Origin of the sequence: Nitrosococcus halophilus Nc 4 (assembly GCF_000024725.1) — a bacterium.
Classification (GTDB): domain Bacteria; phylum Pseudomonadota; class Gammaproteobacteria; order Nitrosococcales; family Nitrosococcaceae; genus Nitrosococcus; species Nitrosococcus halophilus.
This window is the reverse complement of the sequence record NC_013960.1, coordinates 2956258-2974346: the sequence shown is the minus strand read 5'-3', so window position 1 is coordinate 2974346 and position 18089 is coordinate 2956258. Positions and strand designations below refer to the sequence as shown.

Below are 18089 nucleotides of genomic sequence, written 5' to 3'. Positions count from 1 at the left end.
TTTGAAGGGTCGTTCAGTCTCGGCATTCGCTCCTGTGTCGCTCCGTAGTTCATTGCCTTTGACCTCAGTGCCTGGGGCTGAGAAATGCACCCCAGGGTGAGTCGCTTTCGCTTCAACTTCAAACGTAGCCCCGAAGGGCTGAGGCTGGTTGAGCCAACCAACTCATTCGGAAAGTTCAGGACGAACTTGGAGAATGAGTTAGGCGACGACTCAACCCTTTTCGGCATCCAACCATGTCAACCAAAAACAGGTTCGACAACTGTTTCCCTGACTTCAATGGGGTTAGGCTTAACAATCAAGATATCACAACTCAAAGCATCCAATACTTTTTCTGCAGTGTTGCCAATAAATAAATTCTCCAACGTACCTTTGGAAACCGCTCCCATCACCACAAGGCTAGCATTCACTTCTTTTGCAAAGGATAACAAAGACTCCGCTGGCCTACCCTCGGCAATATGGATCCGGCGGCTCCCTATTCCATAGGGCCTAAGTAATTCATTTAAAAGCGTCTCATGTTCTTCACGGGAATCCTGCTTATAATTATCATAACTAGCCCCGGGTTGCCAGAGCCTAAAGATAGGCTCTGGCATAAACTCAATCGCATGAAAAATATGCAGTTCCCCTCGCAAGCGATAAGCAAGCCATTGCGCAATTTCGATTATCGAATTATCCAGTCCCTCCTCGCGACCATGGATATGAGAAGGATCAACGCAAGCCACTATTGCCCGCGTTGCCCACGTATCCTCACTCTTTGCCAACATTAGCGGGCAAGGGCAAGTTCGAATAAGATGCCAGTCAGTGTAGTTGAAAAGCGTCCGATTCAACCTGCTGTCATGACGAATAGTTTTAATCATCAGATCTGGTTTAATGCTGGATACTTTTTGCATAATCCCGTCGTATTGATGACGGTTCCATGCCGCATCGGAGGAAACCCTCAACTGTTCTCGATTGGCGAGTGTTTCAGAGATTTCCTGCAATCGCGACAAGGCGAAGCGGATATAGGTCTCGGGTTTCCACTCATTATGCAAAGTCTTACCAATGAGAGGTGTATAGAAGGAGGGATGGTACTCACTGACAAACAGCTCTAGCATCGCGTTGGTTTCTCGGGCAATAAACACCCCCCGATCCAGTGCTGGCTCTGGTTGGGAATCCAACTCATTCTGGCTGAGAACAACGAGTACCCTTTGACGCTTAGCCATAGCGTTTACCCTAATACCCTATTACGAAAGATTAGCGACAACCAAGAGGCAAATAAAGAGGGCAATTACCCCCAGGAGGGGGTAATCAATAGAGGTTAAGAAAAGATCAATCGTTCTTCACGACGGTGAAAGCGGCTCTCCAGGAATTCCATTTGGTCCTCCAGAATGCGACGGTTTTTGAGGACTAACCATTCTGCATAATTCGGGACATAGGGCACCGCAAGGAGGGTTATGCCAGCTTGTTCCGGGGTTCGCCCATCCTTTTTTTGGTTGCAACTCCGGCAAGCCGTCACCACATTGGTCCAGGTATCACCACCCCCTTGACAGCGGGGAATAATATGATCACGAGTGAGTTGACTATCCCGAAAAGCCCCCATACAGTAAAGGCATCTATAGTGATCCCGATGGAACAGTTCACGGTTATTTAAGGGGGGAACCACCTCATATTTATGATGGGCAATTTTGCCCTTACAGGCGATAATTGAACTCAGTTCTAAATGGGACTGCTTCCCCGTCAGGCGGCTAATCCCCCCCCGGACTCGGAAAACAGTATTGCCCGCAGTCCATGTCACCATCTCCTTGACATAAAGAACGACAGCTTCTTGCCAAGGAATCCACGCGGTCGGCGTGCCAGTGATATCAAGACGCAGGATAAGCGGGATCATTCATTACCCCCCTGTCGATTACTCAGAACATTTTAATATATGGCGAACTGAAGTCCATCATGGCCTATGTTTTAGTCGCGACACTCTTCTTGAATGCCAATGAAAGCCTTAGCACACACCCTTTAGACCCCCCTTTTGCCTAGGAAATTCCCTTTTGCCTGATTGCCTTAGAATAAGGCGCACAAGCGCAAGCGCTCATTTCTTAGCAGGACGATAAAGGTGAGTGCTTTGGCCAAAGAAGACTTCCGCTGCTTCCATCACCGTCTCTGAAAGAGTCGGATGGGGATGAATGCTGAGCTTGATATCCGAGGCCACGGCTGCCATCTCTACGGCAAGAACCAATTCAGCGATAAGTTCTCCCGCGCCGGGCCCCACAATCCCTGCCCCCAGAACCCGTTCCGTTTCCGGGTCGATAATAAGCTTGGTGAGGCCATCAGTGCGGTGTAAGGTGACCGCCCGGCCGGAGGCTGCCCAGGGAAAGCGAGCAACCTGGATGGAACGGCCTTCCCGCTTAGCTTCAGTTTCCGTCAGTCCACACCAGGCTACTTCCGGATCGGTAAACACGACTGCGGGAATGGCTTGGGGTTCGAATAACACCCGGCGCCCGGCAATAACTTCAGCGGCCACTCGCCCCTCATGGCTAGCCTTGTGGGCCAACATGGGTTCTCCCACCACATCCCCAATGGCAAAAATGGCAGGATCACCGGTTCGACGCTGGGAATCCACTTGGATAAAGCCCTTCTCGTTGAGCTCCACCTGGGTATGCTCCAGTCCAGGGATAGCCGAGTTAGGCTTGCGTCCCACCGCCACCAGCACTTTTTCGAAGGTCTGCTCCCCCTCTTCGACCCCCTCGAAACGGACCCGGATGCCCTCAGCCGCTTCTTCCATATGGGCAACTTTGGTCTTGAGCAGGAGACCATGGAGAACCCCTTCCATGCGCTTGGCCAGTACCGAGGCCAAGTCCCTATCCGCCCCAGGCAGCAAACCTTCGGTCATTTCAACCACGGTGACCTGGGACCCTAGGCTCCCATAGACGGTCGCCATTTCCAAGCCGATGTAACCAGCGCCAATCACCAGTAAACTTTTGGGAATATCCTGAATTTCCAAAGCTGAAGTGGAATCCAGTAAACGGGAACTATCCAGGGAAAGATGAGGTAGGGAAGCAGGATAGGAACCGGTCGCTAAGATAGCGTTTTGAAACCGCAATCGAGCTTCACCCTCCTGTTTCTTAATCCGCAAGGTTCGGGCATCCATAAATCCGGCTTGCCCTTGAATGTAGTTGATTTTCCGTTGTCGGGACAGTTGTCCCAGCCCTCCCGTAAGCTTGCTCACCACCTGTTCCTTCCAGGCCCTAAGCTTATCCAGGTCAATCTCCGGATCAGAAAATTTTACTCCCCAAGCACTCGCTTCCCTAGACTCACTAATCACCTCAGCCACATGTAATAAAGCCTTGGACGGAATACACCCCCGGTAGAGGCAAACCCCCCCAGGATTAGGTTCCGCATCAATCAGGGTGACTTCCAAGCCTAAATCGGCAGCGAGAAAGGCCGCCGCGTAGCCACCGGGTCCTCCCCCAATAATGGCTAATTGCGTTGATCCCACTTCATTAGCCATACCTGCTTCCTCTTATTGATTATTGGATTCCATGACTATAAAGATTTTTCTTGGCCCCGACATTCAAGCCACTCTACCCCTCCAATGACAACAACAGAGGATCTTCCAGGGCCTCAACAACCCAGCGGAGAAAGCGCACTGCATCAGCCCCATCAATGACCCGATGGTCATAGGACAGGGAAAGGGGAAGGAGCAAGCGGGGCTGAAATTCCCCCTCCATATAGAGAGGAGTCATTTTGGCCCGGGAAATACCCAAAATAGCCACCTCCGGCCAATTGATAATGGGGGTGAAGTGGGTCCCTCCCAAGCCCCCTAAATTGGTGATAGTAAAGGTCCCTCCTGCCATCTCTTCTGGGCTGAGTTTTCGACTTCTCGCCTTTTCCCCTAGCGCCGTCAGCTCCGCCGCCAACTGGGTGATATTTTTTTGATCGACCTCCCGAATGACGGGAACCAGCAGCCCATGGGCCGTATCTACCGCCACCCCGATATGGTAATACTGTTTATAAACAAGCTCTTGGGTACTTAAATCAACAGACGTATTGAAACGGGGGAAAGTCCTCAATGCGGCCGCGACAACCTTCAAGGCAATGGCGGTCAAAGTGAGCTTGCCTCCTGCTTGCTCCACCCGCTTGGCAAAGCGCTTCCGGTCTTGCTCAAGCCGGGTGATATCGGCTTGGTCGTGCTGGGTCACATGGGGAATAGTCCATGCTTGAAGCATCTGTTCTGTGGTTTTACGGCGCACCTTGCTCATGGGCTCCCGCTCCACCGCGCCCCATTTTTCAAATGGCGGAAGAGGTAGAGAGGGGCCGGCTGGAGAAATAGCCTCGGGAGCCAGAGGGGTCCCCCGTTGTGATACCAAATCGCGGACATAGTGCTTCACATCGTCCACCGAGATCCGCCCACCCGGACCGGAACCTGGCACCTGATGAATATCAACTCCCAACTCGCGAGCCAACCGCCGCACCGAAGGGGTTGCCGGAACAGGCGCCACAGCCTCAGGGGCGGGAGCCACTTCCCTTTCTGGCCTCGCCTGCGTACTGGCCTCCATTGAAGAGACTTCTGGCACTGGCTGCTTGCTCTCCTCTACTGCTGCTTCTTCTTCCAGCGCTTTGCTCTTCTCCTCGGCCTTTGGCTCCGCCTTAGGCGTCGGTGCTTCTTCTCCTTCCTCTTCTAGGGTAAGAATGACTTGGCCAATGGTCACTTGGTCCCCTTTTTGGACCCGCAACTCTTTGACTTTACCGCTGACCGTGGACGGAATCTCCACCACCGCTTTGTCGGTCTCAAGCTCCAATACCGGCTGATCTTTTTTTAGGACATCTCCAGGCGATACCAGCACTTTGGCCACATCGCCGGTTTCAATGTTCTCGCCCAATTCAGGAAGCTTGAATTCATGCGCCACAGGAAATACCCTTCTCAAGAAGTCACGGGATTAGCTTTTTCTGGATCGATATCCAGATCTTTAATCGCCTGTTGAACCAACGTTGGCTCCACCTTTCCTTCACGGGCTAGCGCTCCTAGGGTGGCTAAGGTGATAAAACGGGCATCCACTTCAAAGAAATCGCGCAGGGCGCGCCGACCGTCACTGCGACCAAAGCCATCCGTCCCCAGGGAAACTACCGGTCGGGGAAACCAACGATAAATTGAATCCGGCAGGACTTTGAGGTAATCGGAAGCCGCCACGAAAACACCGGGGGCCTCTTCTAAGCACTGTCTGACATAAGGCACCCGAGGCTTTTCCATTGGATGCAACATATTCCAACGCTCTACGGCGTGTCCCTCTAGGTAGAGTTCCTTATAGCTGGTAATGCTCCAAACGTCTGCCGCCACCTGATAATCTTCCAACAACTTCTGGGCCTCTAAGACTTCATTCAAGATGGCGCCACTGCCAAAAAGCTGGGCCCTCAGCTCCTTATCAGGATTGGATGAGGGTTTCAATCGATACATTCCCCTCAAGATCCCTTCCCGGGCCCCTTCAGGCATCTCCGGCATGGGATAGAATTCATTGGTAACTGTCAAATAATAAAAAACATCTTCCTGTTGCTCGTACATGCGATAGATTCCATCCTGGATAATCACCGCAATTTCATAAGCATAAGCCGGGTCATAGGCCTTCAGATTGGGCACCGAATAGGCCAGCGCATGGCTGTGGCCATCTTGATGCTGAAGTCCCTCGCCGGCGAGGGTGGTACGGCCCGAAGTCGCCCCCACCAGGAAGCCATGGCAACGCATATCCCCCGCTGCCCAGATAAAATCTCCAATGCGTTGAAAACCAAACATGGAATAGAAAGTGAAGAAGGGAATGGTATTGATACCATGGGTGGCATAGGCGGTACCGGCAGCAATAAAGGAAGATATGGAACCCGCTTCCGTAATCCCCTCTTCTAAGATTTGTCCGTCGGTGGCCTCTTTGTAATAGAGCAAGGTCGAGATATCCACCGGCTCGTAGAGTTGACCCACATGGGAATAGATCCCCACATGACGGAAGAGGGATTCCATCCCAAAGGTACGGGCTTCATCCGGAATAATGGGCACAATCAGTTTGCCGATTTCCGGGTCGCGAAGCAGTTTGGCGAGCATCCTGACATAGGCCATGGTGGACGCCATGGTCCGCTCACCCGTGCCCTGGTAAAACTCGGCAAAAAACTCTTCAGAAGGAGCTTGCAGGGGCTCGCAATGCACTCGCCGCGCCGGCAGATAACCTCCTAGGGCTTGGCGGCGTTCATGCAAATATTCCATCTCCGGACTGTCTTCCGGCGGTTTATAAAAAGGGGCATGAGCCACCCGGTCATCGGAGATAGGAATGCCAAAACGGGTCCGAAAATCACGCAGTTCCTGCTCATTAAGTTTTTTCTGCTGGTGGGTAATATTTTTTCCCTCGCCAGCCTCGCCCAATCCATAGCCTTTAATAGTTCGTGCCAAAATGACCGTAGGCGAGCCCTGATGTTCCACCGCGGCCTTATAGGCCCCATAAACCTTCTCCGGGTCGTGTCCCCCGGTGCGCAAACGGCGCAACTGCTCATCCGAAAGATGTTTGACCATTTCCTGGAGGCGAGGATCGGTACCGAAAAAATGCTCTCGAATATAGCTTCCCGATTCAACCGCATATTTTTGGTAATCCCCATCCACGGCTTGTTCCATCCGCCGAGCCAGCACTCCTTCGTAGTCTTTGGCCAGCAAGGGATCCCAATCACGACCCCAAATCACCTTAATCACATTCCAGCCCGCACCCCGGAAAATAGCTTCCAGCTCCTGGATGATTTTTCCATTGCCCCGTACTGGCCCATCGAGCCGCTGGAGATTGCAATTGACGACAAAAATAAGGTTGTCCAGCTTCTCGCGGGCAGCAAGACTAATGGCCCCCAAGGTTTCCGGCTCGTCCGTTTCCCCATCCCCAATAAAGGCCCAAACTTTTTGCTTGGAAGGCTGTTTAAGTCCCCGATCCTCCAGATAGCGATTGAACCGGGCTTGGTAAATGGCCATGATGGGACTGAGTCCCATGGAGACTGTGGGAAACTCCCAGAAATTGGGCATTAACCAGGGGTGGGGGTAGGAGGCTAAACCCCCTTCCGGTTTTAACTCCCGGCGAAAATTCTCTAGCTGTTGTTCGGATAAGCGGCCCTCCAGGAAGGCACGGGCATAGGTGCCCGGCGAGGCATGGCCTTGGAAATAGATGAGATCACCTTCCTGGTTTTTGCTTTTAGCCCGAAAAAAATGGTTGAAGCCCACTTCATACAGGGTAGCCGCCGAAGCAAAAGTGGAAATATGGCCGCCGATCCCTTCTTCTTCCCGATTGGCCCGGATTACCATGGCCATGGCATTCCAGCGGACCAAGCTCCGGATACGCCGCTCGATTTCCTGACTTCCAGGAAAAGGAGACTGCTGATCCGCAGGAATGGTGTTAATATAGGGCGTGTTGGCTGGATAAGGCAGGCTCACCCCCGCTTGCTGGGCATGGAGTCTCAAGCGATCCAGCAGCCGCACCGTGCGCCGGGGACCTCCCTGCTGCAATACATAATCCAGAGACTCCAACCACTCTCGGGTTTCTTGGGCCTCGATATCTTCGCTGGTTTCCGCCTTGTTCTTCGCCATACTGCCTTCGGTCCCGTCTATTCCGAATGCCGATATCTTAACAGCTTAAGACTATTCCAAACCGTAGGCAAGGATACCTAACTAAAGCGAAGCTTTCCCCCCTCCCAGAACACAGCCTGGCGATACCTTAAATATATAATTACGGAAGTGGCTTAACTTGATGATACACCCTAATCTACAGTAGTCGCAGATGGGGTATCTGATAGAGTTGAACTCCCCTTGGCCCCTAATTCTCCCATCGCCCTCTGGATTAACCTGACGGCATTGATGGGACCATTCTCCTGTCGGAGTAATTGCCCTAATTGAGCGGCTCGATCCCCCATGGCAAGAGAGCCAATCGTTGCCTGAATTCGGCGGGCTAGCCTTGCCGCCGTGAGCTTCTTTCGAAGAAGAGGTCGAGGGGCAACACCCAACCGTTTCAGTTCCTTGCCCCAGAAGAACTGGTCGGCCACATGGGGCACTACGATGGAGGGGACCCCAGCCGCAAGCGTTGAGTGGGTGGTCCCTGCTCCGCCATGATGCACGATTGCCGCGCAGTGAGGAAAAATAAGATAATGGGGCAATGGTGGCGGGCACAAGAGAATCCGATTATCTAGGAGAACACTTACTCCAGAATCCGGCCATCCTTGTATAATTGCTCGGCACCCAGCTCGCCGGACCGTATCCACGAAAAGCTCCAGAGTTTGCGGCCATGCTTGATCGCTTTTCGGCGTCAGGCTCCCAAAAGTCATAAAAAGGGGGGGAATACCTTCAGCGAGAAAGTCCTCTATCACGCTGGGAATAGAATCTTTATCTCTCGCCTGGGAAAAGCCCAAGAATCCGCACACTTGATGCTCAGCAGTCCAATCTGGCTGCCGGGGGAAAATACTCGAACTCACGGCAACCAAGTTCAACTTCGAAGATTGCCATGCCGTGACTAGATCCTTTGCCAGTGGAAGCCCCGCCTGTCGGCGGAGCCCATTGACCTCAGCCAAGAACATCTGATTAAGCAGTTTCTTAATGAGCCACCACCAGGCTGGATTCGCCCAGCGGCCCAAATCAGGTACACCCGTTGGAACGATATAACGGGACGGAATAAGATTATGGGCCAGAGTCACACTGAACTCCGGGATACCATAGACCTCAGCCGCAATACGGAGCGGGTAATGCATGAAATGTCCAATGACTAGGTCGCTCCCAGAGCACAACTCCAGGGCCGCATCGTAGAGTTCAGGCACCGTCGGCAAAAACAGCTGATCAATGATGAGCTTCCCCTGACGGGCCGGATGGTTTTCTCTAAGGATGAGCTCTCCAATACGTTCCAACTCCGTGGGACTAGAGATGACCGGCGTCATCACATGACGAACCTGAATCCCCAGTCGTTCCTCGTAAGAGGAATAATCCCGATCATCCAGGTCTGTGACCACCACTGTCACACTGTGCCCCGCTTCCGACAGGGCCCCCCCTAGCACAAGAAAAGGGCGGATATCGCCTTCACTGCCCCATGTCTGAATACCAATTCTCATTTAGCTAGTCATCGGTAAATTAGGCTTTAATTTCCCTTACAATCTGTGAACCTGCCCGCTTTCTCCAAATCAGAAACTGGTTATTAGCAGGCATTGAATAATCATTCAGCAGCGCTAATCCCTGTTCCTGGGCGAGAAAATTTACGTCTTCAAAATCGCGGAGACCACTCTCAGGATCTCGTGCCTTCAGCCACACATCAAAATCGGCATTACTATCGCTGGTATAATTTCCCCCATAGCGAAAGGGCCCATAGAAGCACAGCAATCCATCATGTTTCAGTACTGCCCCAGCACCCTGGAAGAATTGCCGGACACTGGACCAAGGCATTATATGCAAAGTATTTGCGCTGAATAGGTTAGAGCTCGACCTAATTGGCCAGGGGTGTTCGCAGACATCCAGTTCTATGGGTCTCAAAACATTCTTTGGCGAATTTGTGCGTAAATTATGCCGTAATACGCTTATAGCCGCTGGTAATTCGGTAGGTTGCCACTCCAAGTGAGGGAGGTGCTCCCCAAAGTATAACGCGTGCTGACCCGAACCGCTCCCGATTTCCAATACCTCACCGCGATCCTTGAGCACGGCCTTTAATATCTTCAAAATCGGTCTCTTATTGTTTTCACATGCCTGTGAGAAGTTTTTCATCAATTTTGGACCTAACTCTCCCCAAAAGATCAATATAAGTACAACTGAGAAAACACTTTGGCCAAGACTTCAGAAATATAAGAGAAATTCTAACAGGAGATATCTGCCCCTCATAAAATAAAGGGGCAAATCAACGCCAACCTTTCTAATGCAGTTGAAATCCCCCACTTCGATGGTTCAAATCAACCAGTACTCTAAGATCAAAACATTGCCATTTTGGTTTTGGCGCTCTAATTCTTTTGGCTGTTCAGCAGCTTATTCCCCTTCCACGGCAAATGGCATAGAAGTTGCCCAAAATTATTAAAGATACTTCCGTAATGTTGTTTTTTAAACAAAACTCGGGTCATATCCTATGTGCATTAGTCTTATCTTATAAAAGTAAAAGCCGGATCTATATTTCAGTTCATGAAACTAGATCTATATCGATCTACCAACCCTAGCCACAAATAAGAATTGAGATAATGGGATTCCTTAGCCTGATTATGATTACGCCGGTTATCGGCGCACTACTTATCGCATTTACCCCTCACCATAAAGTTATTTTAATCCGCCGTACTGCGGTAATAACATCAACGCTTGCACTTATACTCAGCTTTTTCCTATTACCCGGCTTTGACGCCAGTAATCCTCAACTTCAATACATTGAATTGAGACACTGGAATCCAGAGCTAGGCAGCTTTTATGGCTTAGGCGTGGATGGTTTCTCCTTGCCCTTAGTTCTATTATCAACGCTGCTCTCGTTTATCGCCATTTTGGCTTCCTATCATATGGCAGACCGGGTCAAAGGCTACAATGTCTCCATGCTGATGCTGGAATTTGGCATGCTGGGTGTTTTCATGGCCCAGGACTGGGCATTATTTTTCCTGTTTTGGGAATTGACGTTAATCCCCTTGTTTTTTCTCATCGACCAATGGGGAGGGAAACGCCGGCATACCGCCAGTTTGAATTTCGTGCTCTACACCATGGGCGGCTCGGTATTCATGCTGGTCAGCCTACTCATTATTTACACTTCATCCCATGAGCACTCCACGACGATGGCATCCATGAGTCAAGTTGCCGCCCAACTGCCGTTGGATAAACAAATCCTGGTCTTTCTAGGGCTGCTCATCGGTTTCGGAGTTAAAATCCCCATTTTCCCCCTCCATGGCTGGCTTCCCCTGGCCCATGTGGAGGCCCCGAGCCCCGTCAGTATTCTGTTGTCCGGAATACTGCTAAAAATGGGGGCTTATGGGATCATTCGTGCCACCGGCATGCTTCCCGAAGCAACGCTTGTTCTGCAACCCCTGTTAGCGGGACTGGCGCTATTTAGCATCATCTATGGGGGACTGCTCGCCTGGCGCCAGAGTGATCTTAAAGCCATGATCGCTTACTCCTCCATCAGCCATATGGGCATCGTGCTGCTGGGTATCGCTACTCTCAACGAAACCGGGCTCTTGGGGGCCACCCTACAAATGATGGCCCATGGTCTAGTGGCTGGAGCGCTGTTCTTGCTGATTGGGCTGCTCTATGAGCGAACCCATAGCCGGGAGATCGCTGATTATAGTTCACTGGTACAGGTAACGCCCAAGTTTGCACTGTTTACCACCTTAGCCTTGCTGGCTTCTCTGGGCTTGCCGGGGCTAGCCGGATTTCCGGCGGAACTTCATGCCCTCATCGGCGGATTTGAACGCTGGGGTTGGTGGATGCTGCTAGTCAGTCTGGGTGTCTTAGTGAGCGCCGCTTACGCCATCCGTACCATCGGGCGTTTGTTCACCGGACCCGTCCGAGCCGAAATGCATAATGTAAAAGACCTGCATGGCGCAGAGCTCGCATCCGCTGGGGTGTTGACTTTCGGCATTGTTGCCCTGGGCCTGGCGCCAGCCCCTGCTCTGGAGTTGGTTGCAGCTTCTGTGGCCAATCTCAGCGCCAGTTTTTAGCAGACCTTATATAACTAGGAGGATCTCGTGAGCGCACACCACGCCGAGCGGGCGGATTCGCCCTTGGATATTCGAGAAAAACTCATGGCAGCCGTGGATCACTTGGAGCACGTGCTGCCAGGCCAACCGCCTATACGCGATTTCGTGCATCACAATACGTTGCACGGCTACCAACACTTGCCCTTCACTGAAGCCCTGGAAGCTTCGGAAAAATTAACCGGCATCCGTGGTTACCTACCTGAAGAGGACTTTCGTAACTATTATGCCCAGGGCCGCATTGACGACACGGACCTCAACGCCTCCCTAGAGAACAATACCGATGGCCGCGACCGGGAAGTGGTGTTGCATATTAGCGATCATCGCACCATCACCAAACGGGATCTCTGGCGCATCGGGCTCATTTACAATATCAACGCCATTCCCCCCAACCATTTCCGTTGGCAGGTGGAAGAATTCAATGCCCTGGAACGCTTTCAGGACGACATCCCGGAAGCCGCACGCAGTGCTCTACTTGAGGGGGCTCGGGAAACCATGCAGGGCCGCTGCACAGAAAGCGAAGTCCTCCAGGATCTGTGGAATGCTTGCTTGGCGACTTTTCACCTCAAGAATCCCCACCTCCACCCGGAAGAACTCGAAGAATTCCCCGCCTACCAAGCGGATGGTACTAATCCGGTTACCCAAAGCCGCATGCTCGCCGAAGCGCGGGAAGAACTCAAACAGCGGCTTGACGATGTGGGTAAGGGATTATCACTACGCGGCCTATTGCTAACCCTGACCGGTGAGGATCTATTGAATCAGGTCCGTCCTATTCTGATCCGTTTCTGCGCTTCCCACCTTGATGAAGGACTCGCCGCCTGGAGTTTGCCGGATCGGGACCAGGGACTCTATGCGGCGTGGCGGAAATGTGCCTCTACCGATTTCGCGCTAGACCTTGCCGAATTGCCGGATTGGTGGCGCCAGTTCCATGCAGAATTGCCGGAGCATTCGGTGGATGCGGTCATCGCTTGCTTGGAGCGGCTACGAATCCCAGAGTCCCGCTGGGACGGTTACCTGAAAAGAATTGCACTGGAGCTTCCGGGCTGGTCCGGTCTTATTAACTGGCGGCACCAACGGCCTGAGTATAAGGCCAACCAGCAAGCGCCCACCTCGCTCATGGATTATCTAGCCGTCCGCCTATTCTTGGACGTCATTTGGATTGAGCATACTTGCCAAAAAAACTGGGGAGTGGCTGGCAACCTGGACGAACTCAAAGTCTATTTTGAGCACAACCTGGCAGAGTTCTCGGGGCGGCAGGCACTATTTTCAAATCATCTACCGGAGTACCTAGCTACCCGGGTACAAGAACTCATAATGGCGCCCCCGGAATATCACCAAAACTGGCGCATAGTGGCCAGCATGATCCAGGCTTGGAAGCATAGCCCCCTGGCTGAAAGGCCGGAACGCCACACCGTCTACCGCAGCGCTTGGCGCTTGTTCCGCCTAGCCCAGCACCTAGGCCTGAGCGGGAGCCAGGTGGACCAACTGTCCCTCGATGGCGCTGAACGTTTATTTGCTGCTTTGGATGAACTGACCTCTTCCGAACGGGGGTATATCTGGCTCTGTGCTTACGAACACCATTTCCAGGAAAACATTCTCACCGCCTTGGCCCAGAATTTTGGCCGCGGCCGTTGGGCCCGCCGAGATACCCGCCCAGAAGCGCAGATGATCTTCTGCATCGATGACCGGGAGGAAAGCATTCGGCGGCACTTGGAAGAAATCAATCCCAACATTGAAACCCTAGCGGCAGCAGGCTTTTTTGGCGTCAAAATCAACTGGCGGGGATTAGATGATACTAAACTTACGCCCCTTTGCCCGGTAGTCTTCAAATCCGCCCGTGAACTTAATGAAAATCCGCATGCTGAAAGGCCCATTTCCATTGATTGGGTGACGCCCCCCCACGAAGTTCGCGAGGAACCCCAACCGGGTGCAGAGAAAAAGTACGGCCTTCGAAAGCGACTCCAGAACCTCAGAAATGCCCTAAACCGCCTGCTCTATCAGGAAACCCGTCGTAATCTGTTGAGTTCAAAACTTCTGATTGATCTCCTCTCCCCTGGTTTCCTAGCCGTTCTGGCAGGGAAGGTATTCTTTCCCTATCAACAAGCGACTTTGACCCGCAAAGCTACTGCTGCGCTCCTTCCCCCAGTCGGTGCCGAACTGAAATTCACTGCGCCCAGCGATAGCCCTGCGGGTACCGCCGAGCATCCGCGTTTAGGTTTCACCGATGCTGAACAAGCCGCTCAGGTGGCAGCCGTGCTGCGCGCTAGTGGCTTAACCTATGGCTTCGCGCCTTTGGTGTTGCTAGCTGGGCATGGATCCATCAGCCAAAACAATCCCCATATGGCCGCCTATGACTGCGGTGCTTGTAGCGGACGCCATGGTGGCCCCAACGCGCGCGTCTTTGCAGCCATGGCTAATCGCCCTGAAATACGCGCCCTGCTGGCCGAGCAAGGAATTAAAATTCCCGATGACACCTGGTTTATAGGCACGGAACATAACACCTGCTCCGAGGAATTCTTTTGGTACGATCTGGGCCTTCTTCCCGCGGACTTTAAACCGGCCTACGAGAAACTGAAAGCTGAAATCGACCATGCTTTGCTGTTTTCGGCCCACGAGCGCTGCCGGCGCCTTGCCTCGGCGCCCCGTAGGCCCAGTTTGCAAAAAGCGATGAAGCATATCGTGGAACGCTCCACCGACTTCAGCCAGGTCCGGCCGGAGTTGGGCCATGCCACCGTCTGCTGGGCCCATATAGGACGTCGTTACGTAACCCGGGGGGCATTCTTTGACCGCCGCGTCTTTTTGGTTTCCTATGATCCGACCCAGGACCCGGATGGCAAGATCCTTGAAAATACGCTCATGACTCAAGGTGTGGTAGGCGTCGGCATCAATCTGGAGTATTACTTCTCAACCGTGGACAACGAGCGTTTCGGCTGCGGTTCCAAAGTACCCCATAACGTGACCGGTCACTTTGCCGTCATGGAGGGGGCGAGCAGCGATCTGCGTACGGGACTGCCGCGTCAGATGATTGAAATCCATGAAGCCATGCGCCTGCTCACCGTAGTGGAATCAACACCGGAAATGCTAACAGAAATCTATAAGCGCCAAACAATGATACAGGAACTGGTAGGCGGCGGTTGGCTGGTGCTAGTCTCTATGCATCCGGAAACCGGCGAAATGACAATTTTTGATCCTAAGCAAGGATTCGTGCCTTGGACCAGTACACGAGGCCCCTTGCCCGTGGTGGAACGTTCCACCGAATGGTACGACGGCCATTCCGATCCTCTAACACCCGCCTTGATTGAGCCCAAACAGACAATGGAGACCTACCATGCTGTCTGAACTTATCGTTCTGCCTCCTTTCTTGGCCGCCCTTTTTCTTGGGATAGGGATTCTCTCAGGCCGTATTGCCGGCGAAGCCAGTGAACGCCTTACTGGACGCATCACCTTGTATGCAGCAGTCATTTCCTTGATAGCGGTGGGGATAGCCATCGTCATGAAACTGCAAGGCACCCTTGCAGAACATGTCGTTCTGGGCACCTGGTTTGAAAGCGGCAGCTATCGCATTAACATCAGCTTCATTTTCGACAACCTCAGCCTGGCGATGGCCGCCACTACCATTGTCCTTTCGCTGATGGTGGTCCGTTTTTCCGTCAATTACATGCACCGGGAGGTGGGCTACCACCGTTTTTTTCTGGTACTTTCTCTATTTGTGGGCGCCATGCTATTGCTGGCAACCGCCGGCAGCAGCGTGCTCACCTTTGTGGGTTGGGAGCTGGCAGGGGTCACCTCCTATTTGCTGATCGCTTACGCCTATGATCGGCCTATAGCAGCCAACAATGCGACTCGGGCCTTCGTCACCAACCGCATTGGCGATGCCGGTTTCGTGTTAGGTATCTTTTTTGCTTTTTTCTGGATCGGCAGCATCGAATGGACGGAGATCGCCAGCAATGTTACCGAACTGCCCCATTGGCAAGCCCGGGTACTGGCCACCTGTTTCCTGCTAGCCGCCATTGCCAAATCGGCTCAAGTGCCCCTAGCACCATGGCTAGCGCGGGCGGTAGAAGGGCCAACCCCCTCCAGCGCCATCTTTTATGGGGCAGTAATGATTCATGCAGGTATCTATCTTATCCTCAGGCTGGAGCCGGTGTTCGAACATGCCCCGCTAGTCATGGGACTGCTGGCTGCCGTGGGGCTTGTGACTGCGGTTTACGGTTTCATTTGTGGTCTAACCCAAACAGATGCAAAAAGCGCGCTGATTTTTTCTACCACTGCCCAAGTGGGCTTGATGTTCCTTGAAGCTGGCCTAGGTTTCTGGGATCTGGCCCTGTGGCATCTGTGCGCCCATGCCGTATTCCGAGGGTATCAGTTCCTGACTGTCCCTTCTATTATGCACCAGGGCAGTAGCCAACCCATACGTTCCGTGCCCAAATTCATCACCAAGCAACGCTGGCTTTACCTGGCTTCATTGCAACGCCTTTGGCTGGAAAATCTAGGTGACTCGATGACCGTCAGACCGATCCAACGGCTCGGTAGCGATCTCCATTACTTCGATAGCCATATTCTCGACTCGGTTGCCGGCTTACCCGTCACCAAAACGCGTACCGCACCCACTATACGGGAAGCCAATCAAGCGGATCCGGAGGTCATTCGAGTGAGTGGTCTAGGAGGGCGTGTGGTCTACGCTCTAGCCAACCTCCTGCACTGGTTCGAAGACCGCTTGATTCTGCGGGCGGGGGGTCAAGAGAAAGTACGTACCAGCCGCCGCCGGCTGAGTATTTTTCTCAACCGGTTTGAAGCGCTGTTGAACGAACCAAGATTCCTGGTCGCTCTGATCATTGCGGCGCTACTGGCAGCAATACAATAGAGGTTTTGAAATGATTGCCGAAATAAGTTGGTCCGAGCAAGTAAGCTTTCCGATCCTGAGCACGATGATCGTGCTGCCACTCGTCGCTATGGCGGTCGCCTGGATCATCAAATCCAATCGAGCCGTCCTCTGGGGCACCATTGCCGCCACCTTGGAATTTGGGCTGGCAATTTATCTGCTCACGCATTTTATATCTGATACCGCCAGCCTCCAATTCGTCGAGCGCGTTCCATTGCTGCCGCCCTTCCTGTCCTATCACCTGGGCGTGGATGGTATCAGTATTTTGTTCGTTGCCCTTACTGCCTTGCTGACTCTGCTGCTCATCCTTTATTGCAAAACCGTTTCCACCGAAATCGTCGATGAGCGGCCTATAGGCATTTACGTCGCCAGCGTCTTTGGCTTTCAAGCCGTGATGATGGGGATCTTTATGAGTATCAACCTGCTGGAGTTCTGGCTGCTCTTAGCACTGGAGCTGATCCCAGCAGCTTTTATTTTACACCGCTGGGGGACCAGCCGAGGTCGAGAAAAAAATTGGGCCCTTTCCCGCTATCTCCAGGACATGGGTGGAGGATTAGCACTGGTGTTGGCTGCTATTTTGATCCTCGGTTGGCGTTATGCCGAAATGACGGGAAGTTGGTCGTTCGCCCTCACCGATTTGCTCGCCTCACCCATTGCCAAGGCGGCGCAAGTCCCCATTTTTGTGCTGTTTTTATTCGGTATTGCCCCCCGTTTGGCCTTATTCCCCTTTCACGCTTGGCTCCCTGTTGTCGCCCAACACGGTCCCTTGAGCACCCTGTGCATTTTCCTGGTGGGACTCAAAGTAGGCGTCTATGCCTTGCTGCGTTTCGTACTCCCCCTCATGCCCGCTGCCACTGAAGAATGGAAGGGTTTTGTCGTGGCGTTAGCTGCCATCAGCATCCTCTACGGCGCATTGATGGCGTTGCTGCAAATTAATCTGCGCCGCCTCTTAGCCTTCGCTGCGGTATGCCACACCGGTATGCTCGTCATTGGCATATTCTGCCTCAATAGAGTCGCCATGGAGGGCAGCCTGATACTGTCGATTACTTTTGGCGTTGCCGCCAGTGGGCTGTTTTTTGTGATGGGGATATTCTACCGCAGTACCCGAACCACCTTCTTGCCCCGCTTGGGGGGTCTATTCGACGCCACTCCCCTGTTGGGTTTTACTTTCTTGATCGCAGCCCTTAGTACCATGGCCATGCCTGGCACGCCGGGGTTTGATGCTGCCCATCTAATACTGGAAGGGGCGGTTAAAACCTATCACTGGAGTATCGCCGTTGCTGTCGGTTTAGGCAGTGTCGCATCCGCCGCCTTTCTGCTTTGGGCTTTTCAGCGTGCCTTCCTTGCCCAACGCCGGGAGAGGTCTCTTCATCCTAAGAAAATCAAGCTAGATGTCCCTGAAGTCTTATTGGCGGGCGCTATTTGCGGCGTTCTTGTGGGCATTGGCTTCAACACAGAGCCCTGGATCCAAATGGTCTACACCTCCCTGGATACGCTATCGCAGCGTTTTGAAACTTCCCTAGCCTTGCATTAACTTTTA

General features: G+C 52.8%; 11 protein-coding genes. 4 read left to right on the top strand and 7 right to left on the bottom strand.

Annotation, left to right across the window (positions count from 1 at the left end; genetic code table 11):
* Positions 1–236 precede the first annotated feature (236 nt).
* The 7 genes from NHAL_RS14070 to NHAL_RS14040 all read right to left on the bottom strand — a co-directional run bounded on the left by NHAL_RS14070 (position 237) and on the right by NHAL_RS14040 (position 9715).
* On the bottom strand, positions 237–1199 hold the full coding sequence (locus tag NHAL_RS14070; protein WP_013033819.1) for a universal stress protein: 963 nt from the start codon (positions 1197–1199) through the stop codon (positions 237–239).
* Positions 1200–1294: 95 nt separating this feature from the next.
* Complete coding sequence (locus tag NHAL_RS14065) at positions 1295–1864, bottom strand: HNH endonuclease (protein WP_013033818.1); 570 nt, start codon at positions 1862–1864, stop codon at positions 1295–1297.
* Positions 1865–2059: 195 nt separating this feature from the next.
* Positions 2060–3478, bottom strand: a complete 1419-nt coding sequence (lpdA, locus tag NHAL_RS14060; protein WP_013033817.1) for a dihydrolipoyl dehydrogenase — start codon at positions 3476–3478, stop codon at positions 2060–2062.
* Positions 3479–3551: 73 nt separating this feature from the next.
* Positions 3552–4877 (bottom strand): 2-oxo acid dehydrogenase subunit E2, encoded by a 1326-nt coding sequence (locus tag NHAL_RS14055; protein ID WP_013033816.1) that lies wholly within the window; start codon positions 4875–4877, stop codon positions 3552–3554.
* A gap of 14 nt (positions 4878–4891) precedes the next feature.
* On the bottom strand, positions 4892–7567 hold the full coding sequence (gene aceE / locus NHAL_RS14050) for a pyruvate dehydrogenase (acetyl-transferring), homodimeric type (RefSeq protein WP_013033815.1): 2676 nt from the start codon (positions 7565–7567) through the stop codon (positions 4892–4894).
* Positions 7568–7737: 170 nt separating this feature from the next.
* Positions 7738–9072, bottom strand: a complete 1335-nt coding sequence (locus tag NHAL_RS14045; RefSeq protein ID WP_013033814.1) for a glycosyltransferase — start codon at positions 9070–9072, stop codon at positions 7738–7740.
* Positions 9073–9091: 19 nt separating this feature from the next.
* Positions 9092–9715 (bottom strand): DUF938 domain-containing protein, encoded by a 624-nt coding sequence (locus NHAL_RS14040; protein WP_013033813.1) that lies wholly within the window; start codon positions 9713–9715, stop codon positions 9092–9094.
* A gap of 461 nt (positions 9716–10176) precedes the next feature.
* Between NHAL_RS14040 and NHAL_RS14035 the strand changes: the two genes are divergently transcribed.
* Genes NHAL_RS14035 through NHAL_RS14020 form a run of 4 tightly spaced genes read left to right on the top strand, consistent with a single transcriptional unit; the run spans position 10177 to position 18083 of the window.
* Complete coding sequence (locus tag NHAL_RS14035) at positions 10177–11631, top strand: complex I subunit 4 family protein (protein ID WP_013033812.1); 1455 nt, start codon at positions 10177–10179, stop codon at positions 11629–11631.
* A gap of 27 nt (positions 11632–11658) precedes the next feature.
* Positions 11659–15006 (top strand): DUF2309 domain-containing protein, encoded by a 3348-nt coding sequence (locus NHAL_RS14030; protein ID WP_013033811.1) that lies wholly within the window; start codon positions 11659–11661, stop codon positions 15004–15006.
* Positions 14996–16531, top strand: a complete 1536-nt coding sequence (locus tag NHAL_RS14025; RefSeq protein ID WP_013033810.1) for an NADH-quinone oxidoreductase subunit 5 family protein — start codon at positions 14996–14998, stop codon at positions 16529–16531. The genes NHAL_RS14030 and NHAL_RS14025 overlap by 11 nt, the downstream gene beginning before the upstream one ends.
* A gap of 10 nt (positions 16532–16541) precedes the next feature.
* Complete coding sequence (locus NHAL_RS14020) at positions 16542–18083, top strand: complex I subunit 4 family protein (protein ID WP_013033809.1); 1542 nt, start codon at positions 16542–16544, stop codon at positions 18081–18083.
* The last annotated feature ends 6 nt before the right edge of the window (positions 18084–18089 follow it).